Source organism: Vibrio sp. D420a, assembly GCF_030248625.1.
GTDB lineage: Bacteria > Pseudomonadota > Gammaproteobacteria > Enterobacterales > Vibrionaceae > Vibrio > Vibrio fortis_A.
Window position 1 is genome coordinate 1 of the sequence record NZ_JAHGAN010000078.1, and the last position, 19,978, is coordinate 19,978.

The window sequence follows — 19,978 nt, forward strand, 5'->3', positions numbered from 1 at the left end:
GTGACGGATGTGGATGATAAACCAACAGCCACCGACTTCTCAGTAACCCTAGACAACCAAGATGAAGCGTTCTTTACGTTTGATGGTGGTCAGTCTGGTTCTCAAGATAACGTTAGTGACGTTGAAGATGATGCTTCGGGTACGCCTGTTGATGTGAAGATTCTTGAAGAGCCTCTATTTGGTAACCTTTACGATGTTAGCGGTGGAGGTAAGGTACTGATTAAAGCTGGGGATATCATCAGTAGTGATGCTCAAATCGAATATGAGCAAGACCAGAATGCTGTCGATAACTTGGATTTTGTTGCTAGCACCTTCGAAAATCAAGTAGGGAATGGCACATCTAGCGTTAGTTATTTGCAAAGCGATTCCAATGATCCACAAAGCGGTGTGGTTATTAGTGCAGGCCTATATAATGGCGCGTCTCCAGTTGGTGACAACATCAGTAGCACACCTAGCTATCTAGTTTACGATGATAGTGGCCAAGAGGATGGTTTTGGTGTCTCTCAAAGTGCCAATGCAAACGATGGTGAACTTGATGTTATTAGTGGCGGTGCGCAAGAGTACATTTCAATTGATTACTCTGCGACTGGCGCGTCAATCACCGAGGCTAATATCGAATTCGGTAGTGTTTATGGAAACTACAATGCCAATAACAGTGCCGGTGGTCGAATTGAAGTCATTGCGCTTGATGAAAGCGGTAATGTTGTTGGAACTTTCTACTTTGATAGTGATGAGTCTGGTGAAAACGGTCTAACTATCGATAGTAACGGGAATGCGACAGTTAACATTCAAGTCGACGGTGGGTTTACCGAATTAAGAGTATTCACTACTCAGGACGGCTCTGATAACCCTAATAGGAACTCCAATATTACGCTTAAAGGTGTTGATGTAGTTAGTGCTGAACTTTCTGAAGAGATTGACTATCAGTCAGTGGACTCTAGCGGTTTGGTTAGTGATGAAGTTGCTCATTTGACAATTGTGTCAGGTGATACTGACTTAGCGCCAGTTGCTCAAAACGATACGGTTTCTGTATTCGGTGGTTTATCTGGTTACTACTACAGTTCGAATGACAGCGTTAATGGTAACATCGACTCTGTACAAGACGCGTTAGATGTTATCGCTGGTAAAGATGCTGACCTTACATTTGAAGCAAAGGATATCAACTATACGTTGAACGGAAATAACAACGGCTTGAGTTCTCAAAGTCAGTTTGAAGACTTCTTGAATAACGATTCTGGCTCTGTTGAAGGTACAGTTGGTGCTCACACTGACGGCGTTGTTCAAATGAGTGGCTCTGTTTATCTAGAAGCCGGTGATTATGCGTTTAAAGTTACTGCTGATGATGGTTACACTATCTTAATTGATGGAGTAGCGGTTGCGACAGTTGATCAGAACCAGTCGTCGACAACTACTATGCATGATTCATTTACGATTGATAGTGATGGGTATCACTCCATTGAAATCGTTTACTGGGACCAAGGTGGTGCCGCTAACCTGGATATCAATCTTGGTACCGTTGACGGCAATGGTAATTACAACAATGGTGAGCCTGACCTAAATGACTTCCCATTGATTGGTGACGTTCTGTCTGTACGAGAGGGTGAAACTTTAACTGTAGATTCTTCACTGCTGCTTGCTAACGATTATGATCCCAACACAGGTGACACCGTTACGATTGTCGCGGATGGATTTAGTTCAGCCGATGGAACGGTGTCATACGATCAAAACAACGGTGAGATCTCTTTCACGCCGAATAGTAATGTGACTGGTAGTGCGTCGTTCACATATACCATTATTGATAGCTCAGGCTTGACTAGCAGTGCAACGGTAACAACGACAGTTGCACCAATTAGTAATGGTTTATCTGTTGCTGCGAACTTAACCAGCGTAAATGGAAATGTTGCAGACTCTATCATTGCAGGCATTGAATCTAGTTTGGCGAACGCTACTGTAGATCCAACAGCAGATGGCGATGACAACCACCTTCAGACAACAAGTGGTGCTTGGGTCGAAGCTCTTGGCGGTAATGACACAGTCGTTTACGGCAGCGGGGATCATATGCAGGTACGCGGTGGAGAGGGTGAAGACATCATTATCGGAAATGATGGTACATCCACTGTTGTAACTGAAAACCTACAAGGCGGTGATGGCAGTGACATTTTGGTTGGCGGTATAGACGCATCAACAAGCATTAACCTGCTGGGTGATGATACTGGAGAGTCTGGTGATGACGTACTCATTTCTCGTAGTCCAACGACAAGCACAGCATACTATGGTGGTTCAGGCAATGATGTTGCTTACCTAACAGGCCAAAGCACTGACTACACCTTTAGTACAGTGGGAGCTCCGGATTTTCGCTTAACTCATACCGGGACAGGCAATGCAAATCACGACTTCTATAGTGTTGAGTCTTTGTACTTCTCGGACGGTAAGTTTGAAGTTCAGAGCGGCAGCTTAGTTAAAGTTGCTGAGATTTATGAGCTCAATATTGATATCGACCTTAATGATAATGATGGTAGTGAAGTAATCACAGAAGTGACGGTTAGCAATGTACCTGAAGGGACAGTTCTTTCTATTGGGACCAATAACGGCGATGGTACTTGGAATATTCCGGTTAACTCTCTAGACGCTGATGGGAAAGTAACGATCCAAGTTGAAAGTCTAGTTGGATCTACGCCGAACTTTGTTGTTACCGCAGGCGCGCAAGAGATCGACAGTAATGGCGAGGCTGTAGATTTACCAAAATATGCACAGGATGAAACAGGTAACATTCACACACCTGAAGCTAACCCTAATGGGGATAACAATGTTGTGGGCGGCAAAGGTGAGGACGTGTTGTTGGGTGATTCCGGTGGATTTGTGACTAATGTAACGCCTGGTATTAACTACAATATTGCTTTAGTTGTCGACGTCTCTGGAAGTATGGGATGGAACACAACTGATGGCGACGGAAATACAATTACCCGCATTGCGATGCTTCAAGATGCGCTGAAGTTGTTAGCCGCAGATCTTGCGTCTCACGATGGTACGATCAATTTGAAACTGATTGGATTTGAGTATGATGTAGTAGTTGAATTTTCAGTCAATGATTTACAACCTAATAGTCAAGGGTATCTGGACTTAATTGACACCATTGATAATCAGTTAGACCCAGACGACGGAGGTACTGGTTACGATGATGCTTTGGCTTCTGCAAACTCATGGTTTGATACTCAGACTATCGACAGTAACACTGAAAATTTGACGTTTTTCTTAACGGATGGCCAACCAGCGGATAGTACTGTTGAAAGTGCGCTCACTGAGTTTGCTGAATTGAGTACCAAGTCAAGCGTCATGGCTATAGGAATTGGCAACGATATTGACGACTCAATATTGAAGTTCTTTGACAATACTTCCACTACTGGCCTAACTGCAGTGCCAGGTTTCGGGACTGAAACTAAGCTAATCGATGTTTCTAATCATGGCTTTACAAATGTTAGTGATGACCACTATTACTCTAGTGTATATACCGATGACGGAAATTTAGTGTTTTATGACTATGATTCAAACACGAGTAGTGATGTTGAAGCACTTAGAACTCAAGAGTTTTCTGTTGCTAAGGATAGTAGTTCTATAAAGTTTGATGTCGATTTAACTAAAAGTAATTTCACCTGGTATCTATATAACACTAACGGTACGCTGGTTCAAAGTTCGACTCTGAGTAAGCATAACGGCGTTAGCTCAGTTCTGATTGACGGTGTTGCTTCTGGTAACTACTACATGGTGTTCTCTCATGACGCGTCGCAACAGTACAAAAATACTTACGCAGAGATTGAAGACATTTTTGTGGTAGAGCCGTTACTTGCTCCTGCAGGAGAAGTACAACTGGTAGATACTCCTAGCGAGCTACAGGCTGTGCTTCAAGGAGGCGAAATTATTAAAGATATCGCCGAATTGGGATCGGATACAGTAACAGGTGGGCAAGGTGCCGATATTTTATTCGGTGATAGTATTAACACCGACAACCTCCCGTGGAATACTGCAGGTAACCCTGCTAAGCCTTCTGACTTAGATGATGGCGCGGGGCTGCCTGCGTTAGAGCAGTTCCTTGAGCTAAAAAATGGTACCACACCAAGTGAGTTGGAGGTCTATGAGTACATTAAATCTAATCACGAATTGTTTAATGTCGATGGTGATACACGCGGGGGTGATGACACGTTATATGGCGGAGAAGGTGATGACATCCTCTATGGCCAAGGTGGTGACGATACACTGATTGGTGGATTGGGTGATGACATTCTAACTGGTGGTGAAGGAGAGGATATCTTTAAGTGGGTAGACATGGACGATGGTTCTTCCGACACTATTACTGATTTCAGTGTGGCAGATGGAGACAAGCTTGACCTATCTGAGCTGTTGGCTGACCTTGAGACAGATGATATTAATGCTCTGCTAAACAACATCGAAGGTTCGATCACTGATAACGGTAATGGCGGCTCAGCACTAACCATTGATAAAGGTGGCGAGTCTATGACAATTGAGTTTAACAATGTCACTTCATCAGAGTTAACAGATTATCTATTTAATCAAGATGGTTTAAAATACACTGATAGCTAATGTTCATTGAAGCTCATTAGATAACAAAAGGGTCACCAAACGGTGACCCTTTTTACTTCTTAATCTTTAACGAGATATGTAACGCTTAAAGAACTAAAGAACTAAAGAACTAAAGAACTAAAGAACTAAAGAACTAAAGAACCTTACAAGCAAAACCTTTTAGGTAGAAACCTTCCGGGTAGGCTGTGTCTGTCAGGTGGTCTGCAGCTTGTTCGAAGCGCTCGATAAACTTAACTGTGCGACCAGCATCGATAGCAGCATCTGCAATGATCTTCTGGAACAGGTCAGTGCCCATTAAGCCAGAACATGAGTAAGTAAGCAGTGTGCCACCAGGCTTAAGGATCTGCATGGCTAGCATGTTTACATCTTTGTAGCCGTTCGCACCTGATGTTAGGTTGTTTTTGCTAGAAACGAACTTTGGTGGATCCATGATCACAACATCAAATTTGGTGCCTTGGTCACGGTATTCACGAAGAAGTTTAAATACGTCAGCATTCAAGAACACTGCGCGTTTTTTTGAAATATCGAATTCGTTTAATTCAGCGTTGTGCTTAGCTGTGTCTAAAGCAAGTTGAGAAACGTCAGCGTTAATAACACGTTTTGCTTCGCCTTTTAGTGCGTATAGGCCAAAGCCACCAGTGTAAGAGAAGCAGTTCAAGACTTCTTTGTCTTTTACGTACTTCATTGATTCTTTACGGCTATCACGTTGGTCTAGATAGAAACCTGTTTTGTGGCCTTCAACGATATTTACGCTGATTTTTACGCCGTTCTCTTCGATTACAACAGATTTTGGTGGCTCTTCACCATGAAGTACACCGACAGTTTGTTCTAGTCCTTCTTTTTTGCGAACTGCAACGTCCGAACGCTCATATACGTTACAGTCAGGGAAGCACTCAACTAAAGCTTCTACAAGGTCAGATTTATGATACTCCGCACCAGCACTTAGCAGTTGGCATACTAGGAAGTTCTGATATTTGTCGATAGTGATGCCAGGTAAACCATCAGATTCAGCGGCAATCAATCGGTAGCCAGTAAGACCATCACGAACGATGATGTCGTCACGAAGCATTTGTGCATCTTTGATGCGTTTTACAAAGAATGCTTTATTGATATCTTCTTTTTCAAATGTCCAAACACGAGCTCGAATTTGCGAAGCAGGAGAGTAGGCAGCTTTTGCTAGCCATTGACCGTTGCTTGCGAAAACGTCGACCGTTTCACCGAGTTGTGGCTCACCCGTTACTTTGTCGATGCCACGAGAGAATACCCATGGGTGTTTGCGGCGTAGCGATTTATCACGGCCTTTTGCTAATTGAATCGATGGAGTCATAGTTTACTCTGATTGTTTGAATTCGAAGGGGATGTATTGTCATGGAAGCGTTAGGCAAAATCAAACGCCAAAGACGTTAGATACAAAAAAGGGCCACAAAAGCGGCCCTAATCTTCGAAATTACTACTCCTAGGCTTTAAGACCTGTGAGTAATCCTTCCATTGAGTCACTTTGCTGACGAAGTTGGTCAACGTTCGCGTTACTCTTACTAATCATGTCGCAGATGTTGTTTGACTGATTACGAATCTCTTCAACACTCTGTGCGATGTTGTCCGCAACCACACCTTGCTCTTCCGCAGCCGTAGCAATTTGGGTACTGCTGTCTGAAATAGATTGGTTTTTTTCTGCTAATGAACCAATTTCAACGTTAACTTCAGACATTAGTGTTTGACCTTCATTAGCGTTGTTTACTGTTACTTCCATTAGTTTAGTAAGCGACTGGCTGTTACGTTGTAGCGCTTCAATCATGGTTTGGATTTCAACGGTTGCTTGCTGCGTGCGGCCGGCTAGGGCACGAACTTCGTCTGCAACGACAGCGAAGCCACGGCCTTGCTCTCCAGCACGAGCAGCTTCAATCGCCGCGTTCAATGCAAGCAGGTTTGTCTGCTCTGAAATTGCATTAATGGTCGTTACCACTTCATCGATTTGTGCCGCGTTTGCATCGAGCTCTTCAACCGCTTGAGAAGCCGATTGAATCTCTTGAGAAAGGTTAGAAATTGATGCAAGTGTATTTGACACTTTATGCTGACCACTTTCTGCAACACCATGAGCGTCCATTGTTTGAGAACTCGATTCATGTGCTAGGTTAGCGACTTCACGAATTGTTGAAGCCATCTCTTCAGTCGCACTTGCAAGGCTGTTTAGGTGCTCTTGTTGAACGCCTGAAATATCTGAGCTTTGTTGAGTTGATTGGTTAAGGTCAGAGCTGATTTGCTGCATTAAAGCGACAGACTCTTGAATTGAAAGCACCATCTTTTGCTCACGCTCTGCTACCTTATCAATAGTGATGGCAATTTCGCTAAATTCGTCACGAACCAAGAAGTAGTTCATGCGACATGTCAGATCGCCATCCGCGAGCGTGTTAAGAGCTTTGTTCATCGAGAACATTGCACCGCCTATAAAGGTCATGATGTAGTAAACACCTAGGGCGATTAAAGTAAGCGTGATGCCAATGATCGTGATTTGTGTCGTTGAAAGTGCAGACCATAGGTTTTGGTCGTGCGTCGCTACCAAGCTAAAGGCACCATTCATCACTGGTACTGCGCCTTCGCCAAAATCTAGAGAGATGGTGTCAGATTGGCTGATAAGCTGCGCCACTTGGTCACGAGATAGCTGGCCTGCTTCAATAAGGCCTTTCATTAGCATCAGTTCGTCTTGATAAAGATGGACTAAAAGCGCGTCGGCAGCGCTATCTAGGACTAGAGTTAAGATAACAAGAGCTAATACAGGAAGTAGAAAAAGAAGGTAGAATTTCTCTTGGATCTTTAGGTGGATTAGATATTTATCAATCCAGCGGAAAGGGATTTCTTTCATATTAATGGTGCTCAAGTAATTCCACCCAACTTGGGCGGATGAATAGATTTATCAACTATATCACCCAAGTAAATTATGAGGCAATGTTATGGATCGTTCCCATCGTATATTTCTGGTAACAGGTCATGTTCAATGTGTGGGCTTTAGATACTCGACACGAGTAAGAGCAATGGATTTAGAGCTAACTGGCTATGCAAAGAATCTAAACAATGGTGATGTAGAGGTTCTTGCTGTAGGAAACAGCGCCAATATTGAGAAGTTGCATACCTGGCTTCATAAAGGACCAGACACTGCAAGAGTAGAGCGGGTAGCGGAGCAAGATGCTGCTGGTATTAAGATTGATGATACCAACAGCAGATACTTTCAAGTTCTTTAAAAGATGAAGTTGTTGTTTAGTGAGTTATGACTGAAGAGCCTTAGAGGCATTTTGCTGGTTTAGGAAGACCAGCTAGTTTTGTCGCCTGCTTTGCTGGGCCCTTTTTAAACAGCTTAAACAGGTATTTGCTGTTGCCTTTTTCAGGACCATGAGCCTTCTCTATCGCTTTTACAAGCATGCGAACTGCAGGAGAAGTGTTGAACTCTTCATAGAAATCACGCACGAAATGAACGACTTCTAGGTGAGCCTCGGTGAGTTCAATTCCTTCGTCATCGGCCAGAATCTCGATCATACCTTCTTCCCATTGCGTGTGGTCTAGGAGATAGCCTTGAGCGTCAGTTTCGATTTTTTTTCCGTTGTACTCAAACATTTTCCGATCCTAATAGTGATGATATTCAATAGGGTAGCGCAGCATACCGTGATTTAACAATATCGCAAGTATGAAAAAGCCCGGCAAGTCGTGCCGGGCTTTTAGATTGACATTATGTGAACGATTAATCGTCGTTCATAATACCTAGGATGCTTAACAGACTAGTAAATAGGTTAAGGATGTTTAGGTACATAGAGATAGTTGCGCTTACGTAGTTTGTTTCTTCACCACGAACGATACGGCTAGTATCGTAAAGAATGAAGCCAGAGAACACTAGCGCAGACATGCTACTAATCGCTAGTTGACCAATCGTTGAACCAACGAAGATATTGATAATAGCTGCAACGATAACAATGATAAGGCCAGCAATTAGGAAGTTACGCATGAACGAGAAGTCTTTTTTACTGCTGATTGTGTAAGCAGACAGACCAAGGAACACCATGCCTGTTAAGCCAAGAGCTTGGGCAATGATAGATGGACCGCTTGGGATAGATGCGTAGTAGTTAAGCATTGGACCTAGCGCGCCACCCATAAGTGTTGTGAAGACGAATGTCCAAACAATCCCCATTGAAGAGTTGATGCTACGTGGTAATGCAAAGAATAGAATACCGATAGCTGCGATTTGCATAACGATCGCCATGATAGGCGAAATACCAATTGCCATTGTTGCCATTGCGGCAATAGCACTAGTAACTAGCGTCATTGATAGCAAGAAGTAGGTATTCTTGAGTGTTTTGTTGATCTCAAGTGTGTTCTGAGCACTTGTAGAACGAGTAAACATAGGGCTGTTCATAATCTTCCTCGTAAGGTGATATCAATAATTATTAGTACATTTATGGGGCTGAAAGTTCGAAAAATCAAGCCTTTCATTCAATTTGTCTGCTTAAAATGATAATCAAAATAGAGAGTTAAGTGTTTTTCAAGGTGTAACACAATGTAACTGTGCGACGGTATCCTGTCCTCTAAAGTAGAAAGGGCAGCCCAAATAGCTGCCCTGTTAGGTGGATAAGGATTCTAGTGGTGCAGAATCTGACTCAAGAAGTTTTGAGTTCGATCGGACTGCGGATTTTCGAAGAAGTCGACAGGATTGTTCTCTTCGATGATTTCACCAGCATCCATAAAGATCACGCGGTCAGCTACTTCTTTCGCAAAGCCCATTTCGTGCGTTACACAAAGCATGGTCATGCCTTCTTCTGCTAATTCAACCATAACGTCTAGAACCTCACGAACCATCTCTGGGTCAAGTGCCGAAGTTGGTTCATCGAACAACATTACTTGTGGGTTCATACACAATGAGCGTGCGATTGCTACGCGTTGTTGCTGACCACCAGAAAGCTGACCAGGGAACTTATCCGCTTGCTCTGGGATTTTTACACGCTCTAGGTATTTCATTGCGATTGCTTCAGCTTCTTCCTTCGGCATCTTCTTCACCCAAATTGGAGCTAGGGTACAGTTCTCTAACACCGTAAGGTGAGGGAATAGGTTGAAGTGCTGAAAACACATGCCTACGTCCTTACGTACGGCTTCAATGTTTTTTAGATCTTCAGTTAGCTCATTACCTGAAACAAAGATGTGTCCTTTTTGGTGCTCTTCTAATCGGTTGATACAGCGAATCATCGTTGATTTACCCGAGCCAGAAGGGCCACAGATTACGATCTTCTCGCCTTTCTTAACTTCTAGATTGATGTTCTTAAGAACGTGGAACTCACCGTACCACTTGTTCATATCTTTCAGTTCAATCATCAATTCTTGAGATTCGTTGTTTTGTTGTTGCGTCATAATACGTCCTTGATCTCTTTAACTATCGTTTGTGACCGGTGTGAAGTCTGTTTTCTAGCCATATCGAGTATCTCGACATACCAAAACAGAACACCCAGAACACTAACGCGACAAATACATAACTTTCTGTTGCAAAGCCTAACCACTCAGGGTCGGTGTTAGCTGCTTGACCGATACCCAGTACATCGAACATACCGATGATGAGAACCAGACTGGTATCTTTAAACAGGCCGATAAAGGTGTTTACGATAGATGGAATCGTAATCTTTAGAGCTTGAGGAAGAATGATAAGTCCCATTTTCTTCCAGTAAGTTAAGCCAAGTGCATCTGCGGCCTCATATTGACCTTTAGGAATCGCTTGTAAGCCACCACGGATAACCTCTGCCATGTAAGCTGCACTGAACAGCACCACGCCGACTAGTGCACGAAGCAGTTTATCTGTTTCTGAACCTGCAGATAGGAACAGTGGAAGCATTACTGATGCCATGAACAGAACGGTGATCAGAGGTACACCACGCCAGATTTCGATATATACAGTACAGATACTGCGAATAATCGGCATTTCCGAGCGTCGTCCAAGTGCTAGTGCGACACCTATAGGTAGGGACACCACAATACCAACGAGAGCAATGATTAATGTAACTAGCAATCCGCCCCATTTGTGTGTCTCTACAACCTCTAGACCAAATACACCGCCATAAAGTAGAGCGCCAATTAGGAATGGGTAGATGTTCACGAAGAATAGCCAAATCCACGTACGCTTCGGAGTTCCTTCATAGGCTAATAAGCCAACGAAGACAGCAAGCGTAAAGTAGAATAGGCGAGGGCGCCACAGTTCAGCTTCAGGATAGAAGCCGTACATAAACTGTTCCCAACGAACACTGATGAATACCCAGCACGCACCATCACTTGTACAAGCGTCACGTGTCGTACCTACCCAGTCTGCGTTTAGGATACCCCAGTCAAAAACTGTCCAAATTAATGAGAATGCGAAGTAACCCAGAATTACCGTTACGACACTATTCACAGGACCATTAAATAGGTTTTTTCGAAGCCAACCTACAATACCGACCGTATTCGCTGGAGGTGGTAAATCAGGCTGAAATTGATGTGTGCTCATTTTATCTCTCCACCAATGCAACTTTACGGTTATAGATATTCATTAACGCAGAGGTTAATAAGCTCAATGTGAGGTAAACACCCATTGTCATCGCGATAATCTCTATCGCTTGACCAGTTTGGTTAAGAGTCGTACCTGCGAACACAGAAACCAAATCAGGATAACCAATCGCCATTGCTAGTGATGAGTTTTTAGTTAGGTTTAAGTATTGGCTTGTTAGCGGTGGGATAATAATTCTCAACGCTTGCGGAATGATAACTAGCTTCAAAGTTCGAGAACGTGGCAAACCTAAAGACATTGCCGCTTCAGTTTGGCCATGACTTACAGCGTTAATACCTGAACGAACGATCTCAGCAATAAATGACGCCGTATAGATACTTAGGGCAAGCATAAGAGCTGCAAGCTCTGGGATAATGCTAATACCGCCTTTAAAGTTAAAACCTTTAAGCGCAGGATATTCAGCTGAAATTGGCATACCCATGATGAAGTAAACAATGATTGGTAGAACAACAATTAAACCAAGAGCAATACGACCCATAGGTGTCTGTTGCCCTGTTAACCGCTGTTTGTTATTAGCCCAAATATTAATGATGATGGTTGCTACAATACCCGCTATAAAAGCGGCGATAACAATGCTACTTCCTGCCTCAAAGACAGGTGCAGGGAAGTAAAGACCACGAACATTAAGAAAGATAGCTTCACCAAGACTTAAGCTTTGGCGAGCTGATGGTAGCGCTTGTAGAACAGCGAAGTACCAGAAGAAAATTTGTAGTAAAAGAGGAACGTTACGGAAAATTTCGATATAAACCGCAGCGAGTCGGCTAACTAGCCAGTTTGATGATAGACGCGCAACACCCATGGTAAAACCAAGAACTGTCGCCAGGATGATACCCAGAACAGAAACGAGTGCGGTATTAAGCAGGCCAACGATGAATGTTCGACCATAAGAGAAGGTTTCGTCATATTCGACGAGTGTTAAACCGATACCAAAGCCAGCTTCTTGGCTAAGGAAATCGAAACCGGTAGCGATGCCGCGCGCGTCCAAGTTCGTTAACGCATTGTTGACAATGGTATAGAAGAAAGCGGCGAGAGCACCAAGAGCGATGATCTGAAAGACGACCGATCTGAAAGTTGGGTTATAAAGAAGGTTTGCGCTTTTAGCTTGGGGCTTTTCCTGGGAAGGAATAGAAGTGTTATTAGGTTTCATACTGCAATAACCTCAAATCCATTTAACAGTTAGGGCGGAAATCCGCCCTAATTTCGTGTTACTCAGTTGTAAATTCAGCGACTCTAGGTCAATCGGCTATTAAAGGATTGGCCAGAAGCCGCTGTGTAAAGTAATCACGTAGTGGCTATTAACGGATTGGTGGAGCGTACATAAAGCCGCCCGCATTCCATAGCGCGTTTACACCACGAGAGATCTGAAGAGGAGAACCTGTACCTACAGTACGCTCGAAACTCTCACCATAGTTACCAACTTGCTTGATAACTTGGTAACCCCAGTCATCACGGATACCTAGGCCTTTGCCTTTAGGACCATCGACACCAAGGATACGCTTGATGTTTGGATCTTTAGACTTCAGCATTTCGTCTGCGTTTTTAGATGTAATGCCGTACTCTTCTGCGTTAACCATTGCAGACAGTGTCCACTTAGCAACGTTGAACCACTTGTCGTCATCTTGACGAACTACTGGACCTAGAGGCTCTTTAGAGATGATTTCTGGAAGTACTTCAGCAGACTTAGGATCCGCAAGGTTTAGACGAAGTGCGTAAAGGCCAGATTGGTCTGTTGTAAGAACGTCACAACGACCTGCGTCGAAACCTTTAGAAGTTTGTGCAGCCGTATCAAATACCACTGGCTTGTAAGACATACCGTTGTTACGGAAGTAGTCAGCAAGGTTAAGCTCTGTTGTTGTACCAGACTGAACACATACAGATGCACCGTCTAGTTCTTTAGCACTCGTTAGGCCAAGATCTTTCTTAACCATAAAGCCTTGACCATCGTAGTAGTTAACGCCTACGAAGTTCAGACCAAGTGCCGTATCACGGTGCAGCGTCCATGTCGTGTTACGTGACAGAACATCGATCTCACCCGATTGTAGAGCCGTGAAACGCTCTTTAGCCGTTAGAGGAACGTATTTAACTTTAGTCTTATCACCGAGTACAGCCGCTGCAAGAGCTTGACAATACTCAACATCAATTCCTTCCCATTCACCTTTTGAGTTAGGGTTAGAGAACCCTGGAAGACCTGTACTTACACCACAAGTTAGAAAGCCTTGAGATGTGACTTTGTCCAGAGTGCTTTCTGCCGCTGATGCAGATGTTGCCATCATTGCAGTTGATGCAGCTACTACTGAAGCAAGAAGTGTTAGTTTATTTGTCATTTGTATCCTTCCTTGTTAAACCAGGTGACACCTGATACACGTGCTCGATTTGTGTTGTGCTTGCTGTGTTGCTTGTTTTTGTTACCTTTAAGCGCGGCTGCTCAAATCATGATTTGCATTTTGCAAAAAACATTGTGTGCGATTTGAACAACTGTTTATAAGGTTAGGAAAGGATTTGCAGTTTCTCAAATGTATAATTTAAAAAGATTTTTGAGTGAAATCACAAATCCGGACACATTTAGAATGACCAAATGTTACGTGAATGTAAATAGTGCAAGGGCTCACACTGTTGGTGCAACGAGATTTAGGTTTCTAATTTCTCAATAGCCTAGCTGAATATATTGTTTAGGTGATTTTCTGTCGAAATTTTAACCTTAAGAAAATCTGAAATTTGGTGAAATATTATTTTAATTATGCAAATGCACCTAGGATTATGCCCCAAATTTGGTAGCATGCATGAATAGTTATTAAAGAGGTCTCAAGGAAGAAAATGCGTTACTTTCCAATGTTTTTAGACATCGAAAACAAACCGATTCTGGTTGTGGGTGGTGGCGAAGTAGCCTGTCGAAAAGTCGATAGTTTGCTTCGAGCCGGTGGCGATGTAACCCTTATATCACCGAAGGTTGAACCTTATTTGCAGCAATTAATAGATGAAAATAAACTGCACTGGGTGCAAAATTTTTATTCGTCACAAATGCTGTCGAGTCGTTACTTGCAAGTATGGGCAACGACTGACAACCCAGAGCTAAATCACCAGGTGCATAGTGATGCAAAAAAAATGGGTATTTTGGTAAATGTGGTCGACGACCAGCCATATTGTGACTTTATTACTCCTTCGATGATCAACCGAGGAAGAATTCAGATCGCGATATCCAGTGGTGGTGCGTCACCTGTTCTAGTACGTAATATTCGTGAAAAGTTTGAAAGCTTATTACCACAGAACTTGGGTCTACTTGCTGACTTTGGTGCTTCGAAACGTAACTCAATCAAGGTGACTTTTCCAACGGTAGATGAACGTCGTAAGTTTTGGGAGCGTTTTTTATCTTCATCGCGTATAGAACGTATTACAGAGCGAGAAGAGCTGGAAGCATTCTATCAAGAGTCGTTAAAGGAAGAGGTAGACTCGCAAGGGCAGGTGACTTGGATTGAGTTTGAGTCAGACGTCGAGCTACTATCAATTAAAGCATTACGTCTGATGCAGGAAGCGGAACTTGTTTTACATCCAGCAGACTGTCCATTTGAATATGTGGATTTGTGTCGTCGTGACGCTGAACGTGAGCAGTTCAAGGATAGTGGTGAGCTGTCTACTAAGCTGATGAAAGCACGCAGCGAGAACTTGCGAGTGTGTGTTTTTGTGCCGCCTAGTAGCGTCGAATTTAACCTGCTTATCGGTAGTGATGTTAAGTTAGCTTCAGGGCGCAGTCTTTAAGCTTTATTACTCGTCTACGATATGACTGAAATCACAGTCATTTAGAAAAACAAAAGCCTCAATGCGATTAGATATTGAGGCTTTTTTATACGGCTAAATTAATATTAGTCGCGGAAGTTATCGAACTGGAATGGTTGACCTAGCTCACCGTTGCGAACCAGCGCCATAACAGCTTGCAGATCGTCACGTTTCTTACCTGTCACGCGAACTTTCTCACCTTGGATCGCAGCTTGAACTTTGATTTTGTTGTCTTTAATTAGCTTAACGATTTTCTTAGCAACTGGAGTCTCGATACCTTGTTTGAAGATAACGGTTTGGTGCCAATATTTACCAGATTGATCAGCTTTTTGAGATTCCATAGCTGACACATCTACACCACGTTTGGTTAGGTTGCCACGCAGGATGTCACGAAGCTGTTTTAGTTGAAAGTCGTGCTCTGCAGACAGTTTTACTGTTTCATCTTTGAATTCAAAGCTTGCTTCAACACCACGGAAGTCGAAACGTGTCGCAAGTTCGCGGTTTGCATTGTCTACGGCGTGGCGCAGTTCAACGGTTTCGATCTCAGAGATAATATCAAATGAAGGCATGGTTAATTCCTTAAGCTAAGTTTCTATCTTTAATTGCAGTTGCAAGCAGTTCAAGCATGCTCGCTGTATCGTCCCAGCTTAGACATGGATCAGTGATTGATTTGCCATACTCTAAGTTGTTGATGTCTTTCATCGACTGGTTGCCTTCTTCAATGAAGCTCTCAGCCATGATACCTGCGATTTGATTCTTACCAGACTTGATCTGCTCACAAATGTCTTTAGCAACATCAAGTTGTTTACGGTGTTGTTTCTGACAGTTAGCGTGGCTAAAGTCGACAACAAGACGTTGTGGCAGATCGAACTCAGCCAGTTGTTGGCATGCTTGATCAACAGACTCAGCGTCGAAGTTAGGACCTTTATCACCACCACGTAGGATAACGTGACCGTATGGGTTACCAGAAGTGCGGTAAACAGTCATGCGACCGTTTTTATCTGGAGAGTAGAAGTAGTGAGAGGCTTGTGAAGCACGAATAGCGTCGATAGCGATCTTGATGTTGCCATTAGTCGCGTTTTTAAAACCAACTGGGCAAGACAGAGCTGAAGCCATCTCACGGTGAATTTGTGACTCAGTGGTACGTGCACCAATTGCGCCCCAAGTAATCAGGTCAGCAATGTATTGGCCAGTGATCATATCCAAGAACTCAGTTGCCGTTGCTAGACCAAGTTTATTGATATCAAGTAGAAGCTTACGAGCTTTGTTAAGACCGGCTTCTAGTGCGTAAGAGCCGTCTAAATTCGGGTCAGTAATCAGACCTTTCCAACCTACGACAGTGCGTGGCTTTTCAAAGTAAGTTCTCATTACGACGAACAGTTCGTCTTTATATTGCTCTTGAATTTTGCTTAGACGCTCAGCGTAATCTAAAGCGGCATCAGTGTCGTGCACAGAACAAGGGCCAACGATGACCAGTAGACGGTTGTCGCGTCCAGTGAGGATGTCTTCGATTTGGCGGCGAGAGTTTGCAATGCGCTCAGCAACGTCGTCAGTGATTGGGTGTGCGTTGCCTAATTCGGCAGGAGTTGGCATTGGCCCAAGTGCTTGGGTTCTCAACTCATCAGTTTTTAATGGCATGTGATAGCTTTTTATTCTATTGCGAAGCAGTAAAGATAACGGAATTAATCGGAGGAATAAACTCCCTTAGGTCAAAGTTATCTCGGATATCGGCAATATTCTTAGATTTATCAGTTTGCTTGGGGCGTACTTCAAGGTGAGATTGATTGAAACGAGTTGAATTACGGGATGAGTAACGTTAGCTCTCTTTTCTGTAACATTTTTTTGACATTCAAACGCGCGTTAGGTTAACTGGTCTGATAACTATAAAGCTAGGACGCAGCAATGTTATCACCACTTCAGAAAGCAAATTTTTATCTCAACATGTTTGGTTTTTTTAAAGTGCCTTTAATTTGGTTATGTCGACCAAAACTGTTGGCGCTAGATGATACCCACGTAGAAGTAAAAATTCCTTTGAAAAGAAGAACCAAAAATCATCTCAATAGCATGTATTTTGGTGTATTAGCAGTAGGCGCGGATGTGGCCGGTGGTTTCCTTGCGATGAGTAAGTCTCAGCAACAAGGTGAGAAGATCTCTTTGGCCTTTAAGGGAGTGAATGGCCAGTTTCTAAAAAGACCAGAAGGGGATGTGCATTTTACGTGTCGTGATGGCGCTTTGATTAACGATATGTTGGCAGAGACGATGAAAACCGGTGAAAGGGTTAACCAACCCGTTACTATTGTCGCGACATGTCCAACACTGCACGGTGATGAGCCAATGGCTGAGTTTACTTTAACGCTCTCTATTAAAAAGGTCAGCCGTTAAGCTGACCTCTATATTTTTAATTCGAGTAAGATTTCCTTTAAGTGACCCGGTCACGTAAAGGTAAGCGTTAGACTTGAGTGATCTCTTCAATATCGACTATCTTCGAACGGTTCATAACGATTTTCCAACGATAGTATGTCGGCTCGCTATCGTGATTGTTCTCCTTGATGATCAAATTAAGCAGATGACGTTTCTCGACCGACTCTCGACTGACCTGACCTTCATTCAAACGATAGACTTTATTAGAACCCTTATCCATCAAACGAGTTAATGCTCTTAGGCTGATAGAGAGCGTCTCGCGTGTCTCTTCGTAACCACTCATGAAGGTTGATGTCGACATTTCTGTATGTGAGCGATAATGAAGGATTTGTTCCTCGCGCTGTACAACACGCTTTTTACGTATCGCTTGAATACGATCTGCAAGCTTCGAAAAACTGGTGTAGTCGAGCCACTCTAACTTGTGTCCAACGACTTTCTTGGTTGTAGGATCCAGATAACGGCGTTTCCACTTCGGTTTCCCTTTACGAATCCAACGCCAAAGAATATCACGTAGATCATCTTTAAATATCTCGCGTAACGCGTAGATAAATGACATAGCGACAATAAATGATGCCGTAATCTCGCCAAGAAAGTCACGAGCCAAGATAACCGTGGTTGTCACGAACACCATCACAAGACCAGTTGCGATACCCTTAACAGCACGTTTAACGTTATTACCCATGGAGACCGCTTTCTCTTGCAGAACGATAGGGTGTTCAATCAGACGGCGTAGTAAGCGCATCTTATTGCTTAGACGAGTAACATCTTCACGAACTTTTGCTGAGTTGTATCGATTGAGTTTGCGGTGTGCAGTTTCTTTTTCGCACAGTGCAATCAAACGTTCTTTAATCGTGGAGTATTCACTGCCTCTTGGCATATGAGAAACCAACGATAAAAACTTCTGCTCGGTATACCAAGATAGATAGTTATCGATATTGGCATAGTAACGCTTTAGATTTTCTTCATATGGAATGCTTCGGCGAAGTTTCTTGAGGATGTCGAGTGCGAGCTCAATAACTTCATCTACTTCATCTGAAGTGACCGTGTCACCATCATTCTTATTTAAGCTAGATACCGCTTTATCCAAAGCAATAACATATTGATACGCAAACAAACTTAGACTGACACGATATTGTGTAGTAGAGAGGCGTCCTCGTTTTGCAAGGCGACTGTGGACGAGAGGTAACAGTGTCTTATCACTGTAATAGGCACGTTTCTGAGTGATGGAACTGTAGAAGAATGCACTCTCAGAGAGAACCTCTGGCGTTAGGCCGAGCTCACCGGGAACAAAGAGATACACATCCATGTCGAGCTTTTTTGTCTTCGCCATTGCATGGTTTATTTTTAGTGTAATCGCGTCTTGTTTATCAACGGTGATCAACGAAAGTTCCTCTGATGTAAAAATATGAATGAAATTAGCGAAAGCATAACAGAGATCACGTATAATCTCTGCCAAATTTAATGTAGAGACAATTTTGATGATTAATATTGGTCAAATAAACAACTTAGAAGTAGTAAAACAGGCAGATTTCGGTGTATTCCTTGACGCAAGCGACTATGGAACCGTGTTGCTACCAAAGAAATTTACTCCTGAAGGCGTTGAAATTGGTCAAAAGTTAGATGTGCTACTTTACATCGATTCAGACAATCAAGTTGCAGCAACGACAGAAACACCAATCGCACAAGTGGGCGAGTGGGGGCTAATGCAAGTCGAGGGTGTGAACAGCACAGGTGCATTCGTTAATTGGGGCATCAAAGGCAAAGACCTACTAGTTCCATTTAGCGAACAGCGTGGCCGTCTGCATGAAGGTCAATCTATCCTTGTTTATGTTTACATTGATAAAGCGTCTAGTCGTATCGTAGGTACAACGAAGTTCAATAAGCTACTAGACAACACGCCAGCAAACTACAAGCGTAATCAGCAAGTAGACCTTATTATTGCTGAGCGTAGCCAACTGGGTTACAAAGCGATCGTAAACGGCGAGCACTGGGGTATGATTTTCCCGTCAGACGTTATCGGCAAGCTTTTCATCGGTAAAACGTTGAAAGGTTACATCAAGAATATTCGTGAAGAAGACGGCAAGATTGACCTTTCTTTGCAGAAAGTCGGTGTGGCGAAGATGGACGACCTAAGCGTTAAGATCCTAGACCTACTCGAGAAAAAAGGCGGCTTTTTACCGCTGAATGATAAGTCTTCACCTGATGCTATCTTCTCTGCTTTCCGTACTAGTAAAGGTACATTTAAGAAAACGATCGGTGGCCTTTACAAAGCAGGTAAAATCTCGATTGATAAAGAAGGTATTACCTTAGTTAAGTAAATAGCCATATGGAGTTAGCACTCAGCTAAGTTCGTGTTTGCAGAGGGGCTCTTTATGAGCTCCTTTTTGTATTCAACGCTTCTATTTTTGCGGACCACGGAAACGAAAAAAAAGCCCAAACGTTCCTGTCAGGGCTTAGGGGAAAGGGCTCCTAGGAGCCTACGCTTACAGCGCTATTTATCTGTCTGATAGGTCAAGTTTAGTCGAGTTTTACCAAATAGCGATTTATTTCCTTTAAAAGCAGATATATTTATTAATAATTTTAATATTAATGAAACTGAATGCATTCCCTTAGGTTCGGCCATTC

16 protein-coding genes are annotated in these 19,978 nt (G+C 43.1%); 5 read left to right on the forward strand and 11 right to left on the reverse strand.

Features of this window, described 5'->3' with window-relative positions; all coding sequences use genetic code 11:
* A partial coding sequence (locus tag KI743_RS24015) for an Ig-like domain-containing protein (RefSeq protein ID WP_285468527.1) occupies nucleotides 1-4,596 on the forward strand: 4,596 nt, incomplete at its 5' end.
* A 133-nt stretch (nucleotides 4,597-4,729) separates the two neighbouring features.
* Here the strand turns inward: KI743_RS24015 and KI743_RS24020 are convergent.
* Nucleotides 4,730-5,923 carry a class I SAM-dependent methyltransferase gene (locus KI743_RS24020; RefSeq protein ID WP_285468528.1) on the reverse strand — a complete coding sequence of 398 codons (1,194 nt, stop codon included), beginning with the start codon at nucleotides 5,921-5,923 and terminating at the stop codon, nucleotides 4,730-4,732.
* A 129-nt stretch (nucleotides 5,924-6,052) separates the two neighbouring features.
* Nucleotides 6,053-7,456 (reverse strand): methyl-accepting chemotaxis protein, encoded by a 1,404-nt coding sequence (locus KI743_RS24025; protein ID WP_285468529.1) that lies wholly within the window; start codon nucleotides 7,454-7,456, stop codon nucleotides 6,053-6,055.
* Between the two features lie 88 nt (nucleotides 7,457-7,544).
* On the opposite strand from KI743_RS24025, the gene yccX reads away from it, so the two are divergent.
* Nucleotides 7,545-7,832, forward strand: coding sequence for an acylphosphatase (yccX, locus tag KI743_RS24030; RefSeq protein WP_150872324.1), 288 nt, complete (start codon nucleotides 7,545-7,547; stop codon nucleotides 7,830-7,832).
* 40 nt (nucleotides 7,833-7,872) lie between these two features.
* On the opposite strand, the gene KI743_RS24035 is transcribed toward yccX, so the two are convergent.
* The 6 genes from KI743_RS24035 to KI743_RS24060 form a co-directional block, all read right to left on the reverse strand.
* Nucleotides 7,873-8,202 (reverse strand): TusE/DsrC/DsvC family sulfur relay protein, encoded by a 330-nt coding sequence (locus KI743_RS24035; protein ID WP_285468530.1) that lies wholly within the window; start codon nucleotides 8,200-8,202, stop codon nucleotides 7,873-7,875.
* Between the two features lie 124 nt (nucleotides 8,203-8,326).
* The gene (locus KI743_RS24040) at nucleotides 8,327-8,995 is read right to left on the reverse strand and encodes a Bax inhibitor-1 family protein (protein ID WP_285468532.1); all 669 of its coding nucleotides are present in this window, start codon (nucleotides 8,993-8,995) and stop codon (nucleotides 8,327-8,329) included.
* A gap of 221 nt (nucleotides 8,996-9,216) precedes the next feature.
* The gene (locus tag KI743_RS24045) at nucleotides 9,217-9,981 is read right to left on the reverse strand and encodes an amino acid ABC transporter ATP-binding protein (protein WP_032549136.1); all 765 of its coding nucleotides are present in this window, start codon (nucleotides 9,979-9,981) and stop codon (nucleotides 9,217-9,219) included.
* Nucleotides 9,982-10,003: 22 nt separating this feature from the next.
* The gene (locus tag KI743_RS24050; protein WP_285468534.1) at nucleotides 10,004-11,101 is read right to left on the reverse strand and encodes an amino acid ABC transporter permease; all 1,098 of its coding nucleotides are present in this window, start codon (nucleotides 11,099-11,101) and stop codon (nucleotides 10,004-10,006) included.
* Between the two features lies 1 nt (nucleotide 11,102).
* Complete coding sequence (locus tag KI743_RS24055) at nucleotides 11,103-12,308, reverse strand: amino acid ABC transporter permease (RefSeq protein ID WP_032549134.1); 1,206 nt, start codon at nucleotides 12,306-12,308, stop codon at nucleotides 11,103-11,105.
* Between the two features lie 148 nt (nucleotides 12,309-12,456).
* Entirely contained in the window at nucleotides 12,457-13,485 is a 1,029-nt protein-coding gene (locus tag KI743_RS24060) for an amino acid ABC transporter substrate-binding protein (RefSeq protein WP_150872329.1), read from the reverse strand.
* Nucleotides 13,486-13,975: 490 nt separating this feature from the next.
* Here KI743_RS24060 and KI743_RS24065 point away from each other — a divergent pair, with 490 nt between their 5' ends.
* Entirely contained in the window at nucleotides 13,976-14,914 is a 939-nt protein-coding gene (locus KI743_RS24065) for a bifunctional precorrin-2 dehydrogenase/sirohydrochlorin ferrochelatase (protein ID WP_285468537.1), read from the forward strand.
* A gap of 104 nt (nucleotides 14,915-15,018) precedes the next feature.
* On the opposite strand, the gene KI743_RS24070 is transcribed toward KI743_RS24065, so the two are convergent.
* Nucleotides 15,019-15,501: a YajQ family cyclic di-GMP-binding protein gene (locus tag KI743_RS24070; protein WP_150872333.1), complete on the reverse strand. Its 483-nt coding sequence runs from the start codon at nucleotides 15,499-15,501 to the stop codon at nucleotides 15,019-15,021.
* Between the two features lie 10 nt (nucleotides 15,502-15,511).
* Nucleotides 15,512-16,570 (reverse strand): 3-deoxy-7-phosphoheptulonate synthase, encoded by a 1,059-nt coding sequence (locus KI743_RS24075; RefSeq protein WP_032549130.1) that lies wholly within the window; start codon nucleotides 16,568-16,570, stop codon nucleotides 15,512-15,514.
* 264 nt (nucleotides 16,571-16,834) lie between these two features.
* On the opposite strand from KI743_RS24075, the gene KI743_RS24080 reads away from it, so the two are divergent.
* Nucleotides 16,835-17,314, forward strand: a complete 480-nt coding sequence (locus KI743_RS24080; protein WP_032549129.1) for a PaaI family thioesterase — start codon at nucleotides 16,835-16,837, stop codon at nucleotides 17,312-17,314.
* A gap of 67 nt (nucleotides 17,315-17,381) precedes the next feature.
* On the opposite strand, the gene KI743_RS24085 is transcribed toward KI743_RS24080, so the two are convergent.
* Nucleotides 17,382-18,734, reverse strand: a complete 1,353-nt coding sequence (locus KI743_RS24085; RefSeq protein ID WP_152468645.1) for a hypothetical protein — start codon at nucleotides 18,732-18,734, stop codon at nucleotides 17,382-17,384.
* A 97-nt stretch (nucleotides 18,735-18,831) separates the two neighbouring features.
* Here KI743_RS24085 and KI743_RS24090 point away from each other — a divergent pair, with 97 nt between their 5' ends.
* Nucleotides 18,832-19,671 (forward strand): S1 RNA-binding domain-containing protein, encoded by an 840-nt coding sequence (locus KI743_RS24090; RefSeq protein WP_150895953.1) that lies wholly within the window; start codon nucleotides 18,832-18,834, stop codon nucleotides 19,669-19,671.
* The last annotated feature ends 307 nt before the right edge of the window (nucleotides 19,672-19,978 follow it).

Coding starts and splice junctions, on each gene's coding strand:
- KI743_RS24020 (WP_285468528.1), bottom strand. CDS start 5,923: ATGACTCCATCGATTCAATTAGCAAAAGGCCGTGATAAATCGCTACGC.
- KI743_RS24025 (WP_285468529.1), bottom strand. CDS start 7,456: ATGAAAGAAATCCCTTTCCGCTGGATTGATAAATATCTAATCCACCTA.
- yccX (WP_150872324.1), top strand. CDS start 7,545: ATGGATCGTTCCCATCGTATATTTCTGGTAACAGGTCATGTTCAATGT.
- KI743_RS24035 (WP_285468530.1), bottom strand. CDS start 8,202: ATGTTTGAGTACAACGGAAAAAAAATCGAAACTGACGCTCAAGGCTAT.
- KI743_RS24040 (WP_285468532.1), bottom strand. CDS start 8,995: ATGAACAGCCCTATGTTTACTCGTTCTACAAGTGCTCAGAACACACTT.
- KI743_RS24045 (WP_032549136.1), bottom strand. CDS start 9,981: ATGACGCAACAACAAAACAACGAATCTCAAGAATTGATGATTGAACTG.
- KI743_RS24050 (WP_285468534.1), bottom strand. CDS start 11,101: ATGAGCACACATCAATTTCAGCCTGATTTACCACCTCCAGCGAATACG.
- KI743_RS24055 (WP_032549134.1), bottom strand. CDS start 12,308: ATGAAACCTAATAACACTTCTATTCCTTCCCAGGAAAAGCCCCAAGCT.
- KI743_RS24060 (WP_150872329.1), bottom strand. CDS start 13,485: ATGACAAATAAACTAACACTTCTTGCTTCAGTAGTAGCTGCATCAACT.
- KI743_RS24065 (WP_285468537.1), top strand. CDS start 13,976: ATGCGTTACTTTCCAATGTTTTTAGACATCGAAAACAAACCGATTCTG.
- KI743_RS24070 (WP_150872333.1), bottom strand. CDS start 15,501: ATGCCTTCATTTGATATTATCTCTGAGATCGAAACCGTTGAACTGCGC.
- KI743_RS24075 (WP_032549130.1), bottom strand. CDS start 16,570: ATGCCATTAAAAACTGATGAGTTGAGAACCCAAGCACTTGGGCCAATG.
- KI743_RS24080 (WP_032549129.1), top strand. CDS start 16,835: ATGTTATCACCACTTCAGAAAGCAAATTTTTATCTCAACATGTTTGGT.
- KI743_RS24090 (WP_150895953.1), top strand. CDS start 18,832: ATGATTAATATTGGTCAAATAAACAACTTAGAAGTAGTAAAACAGGCA.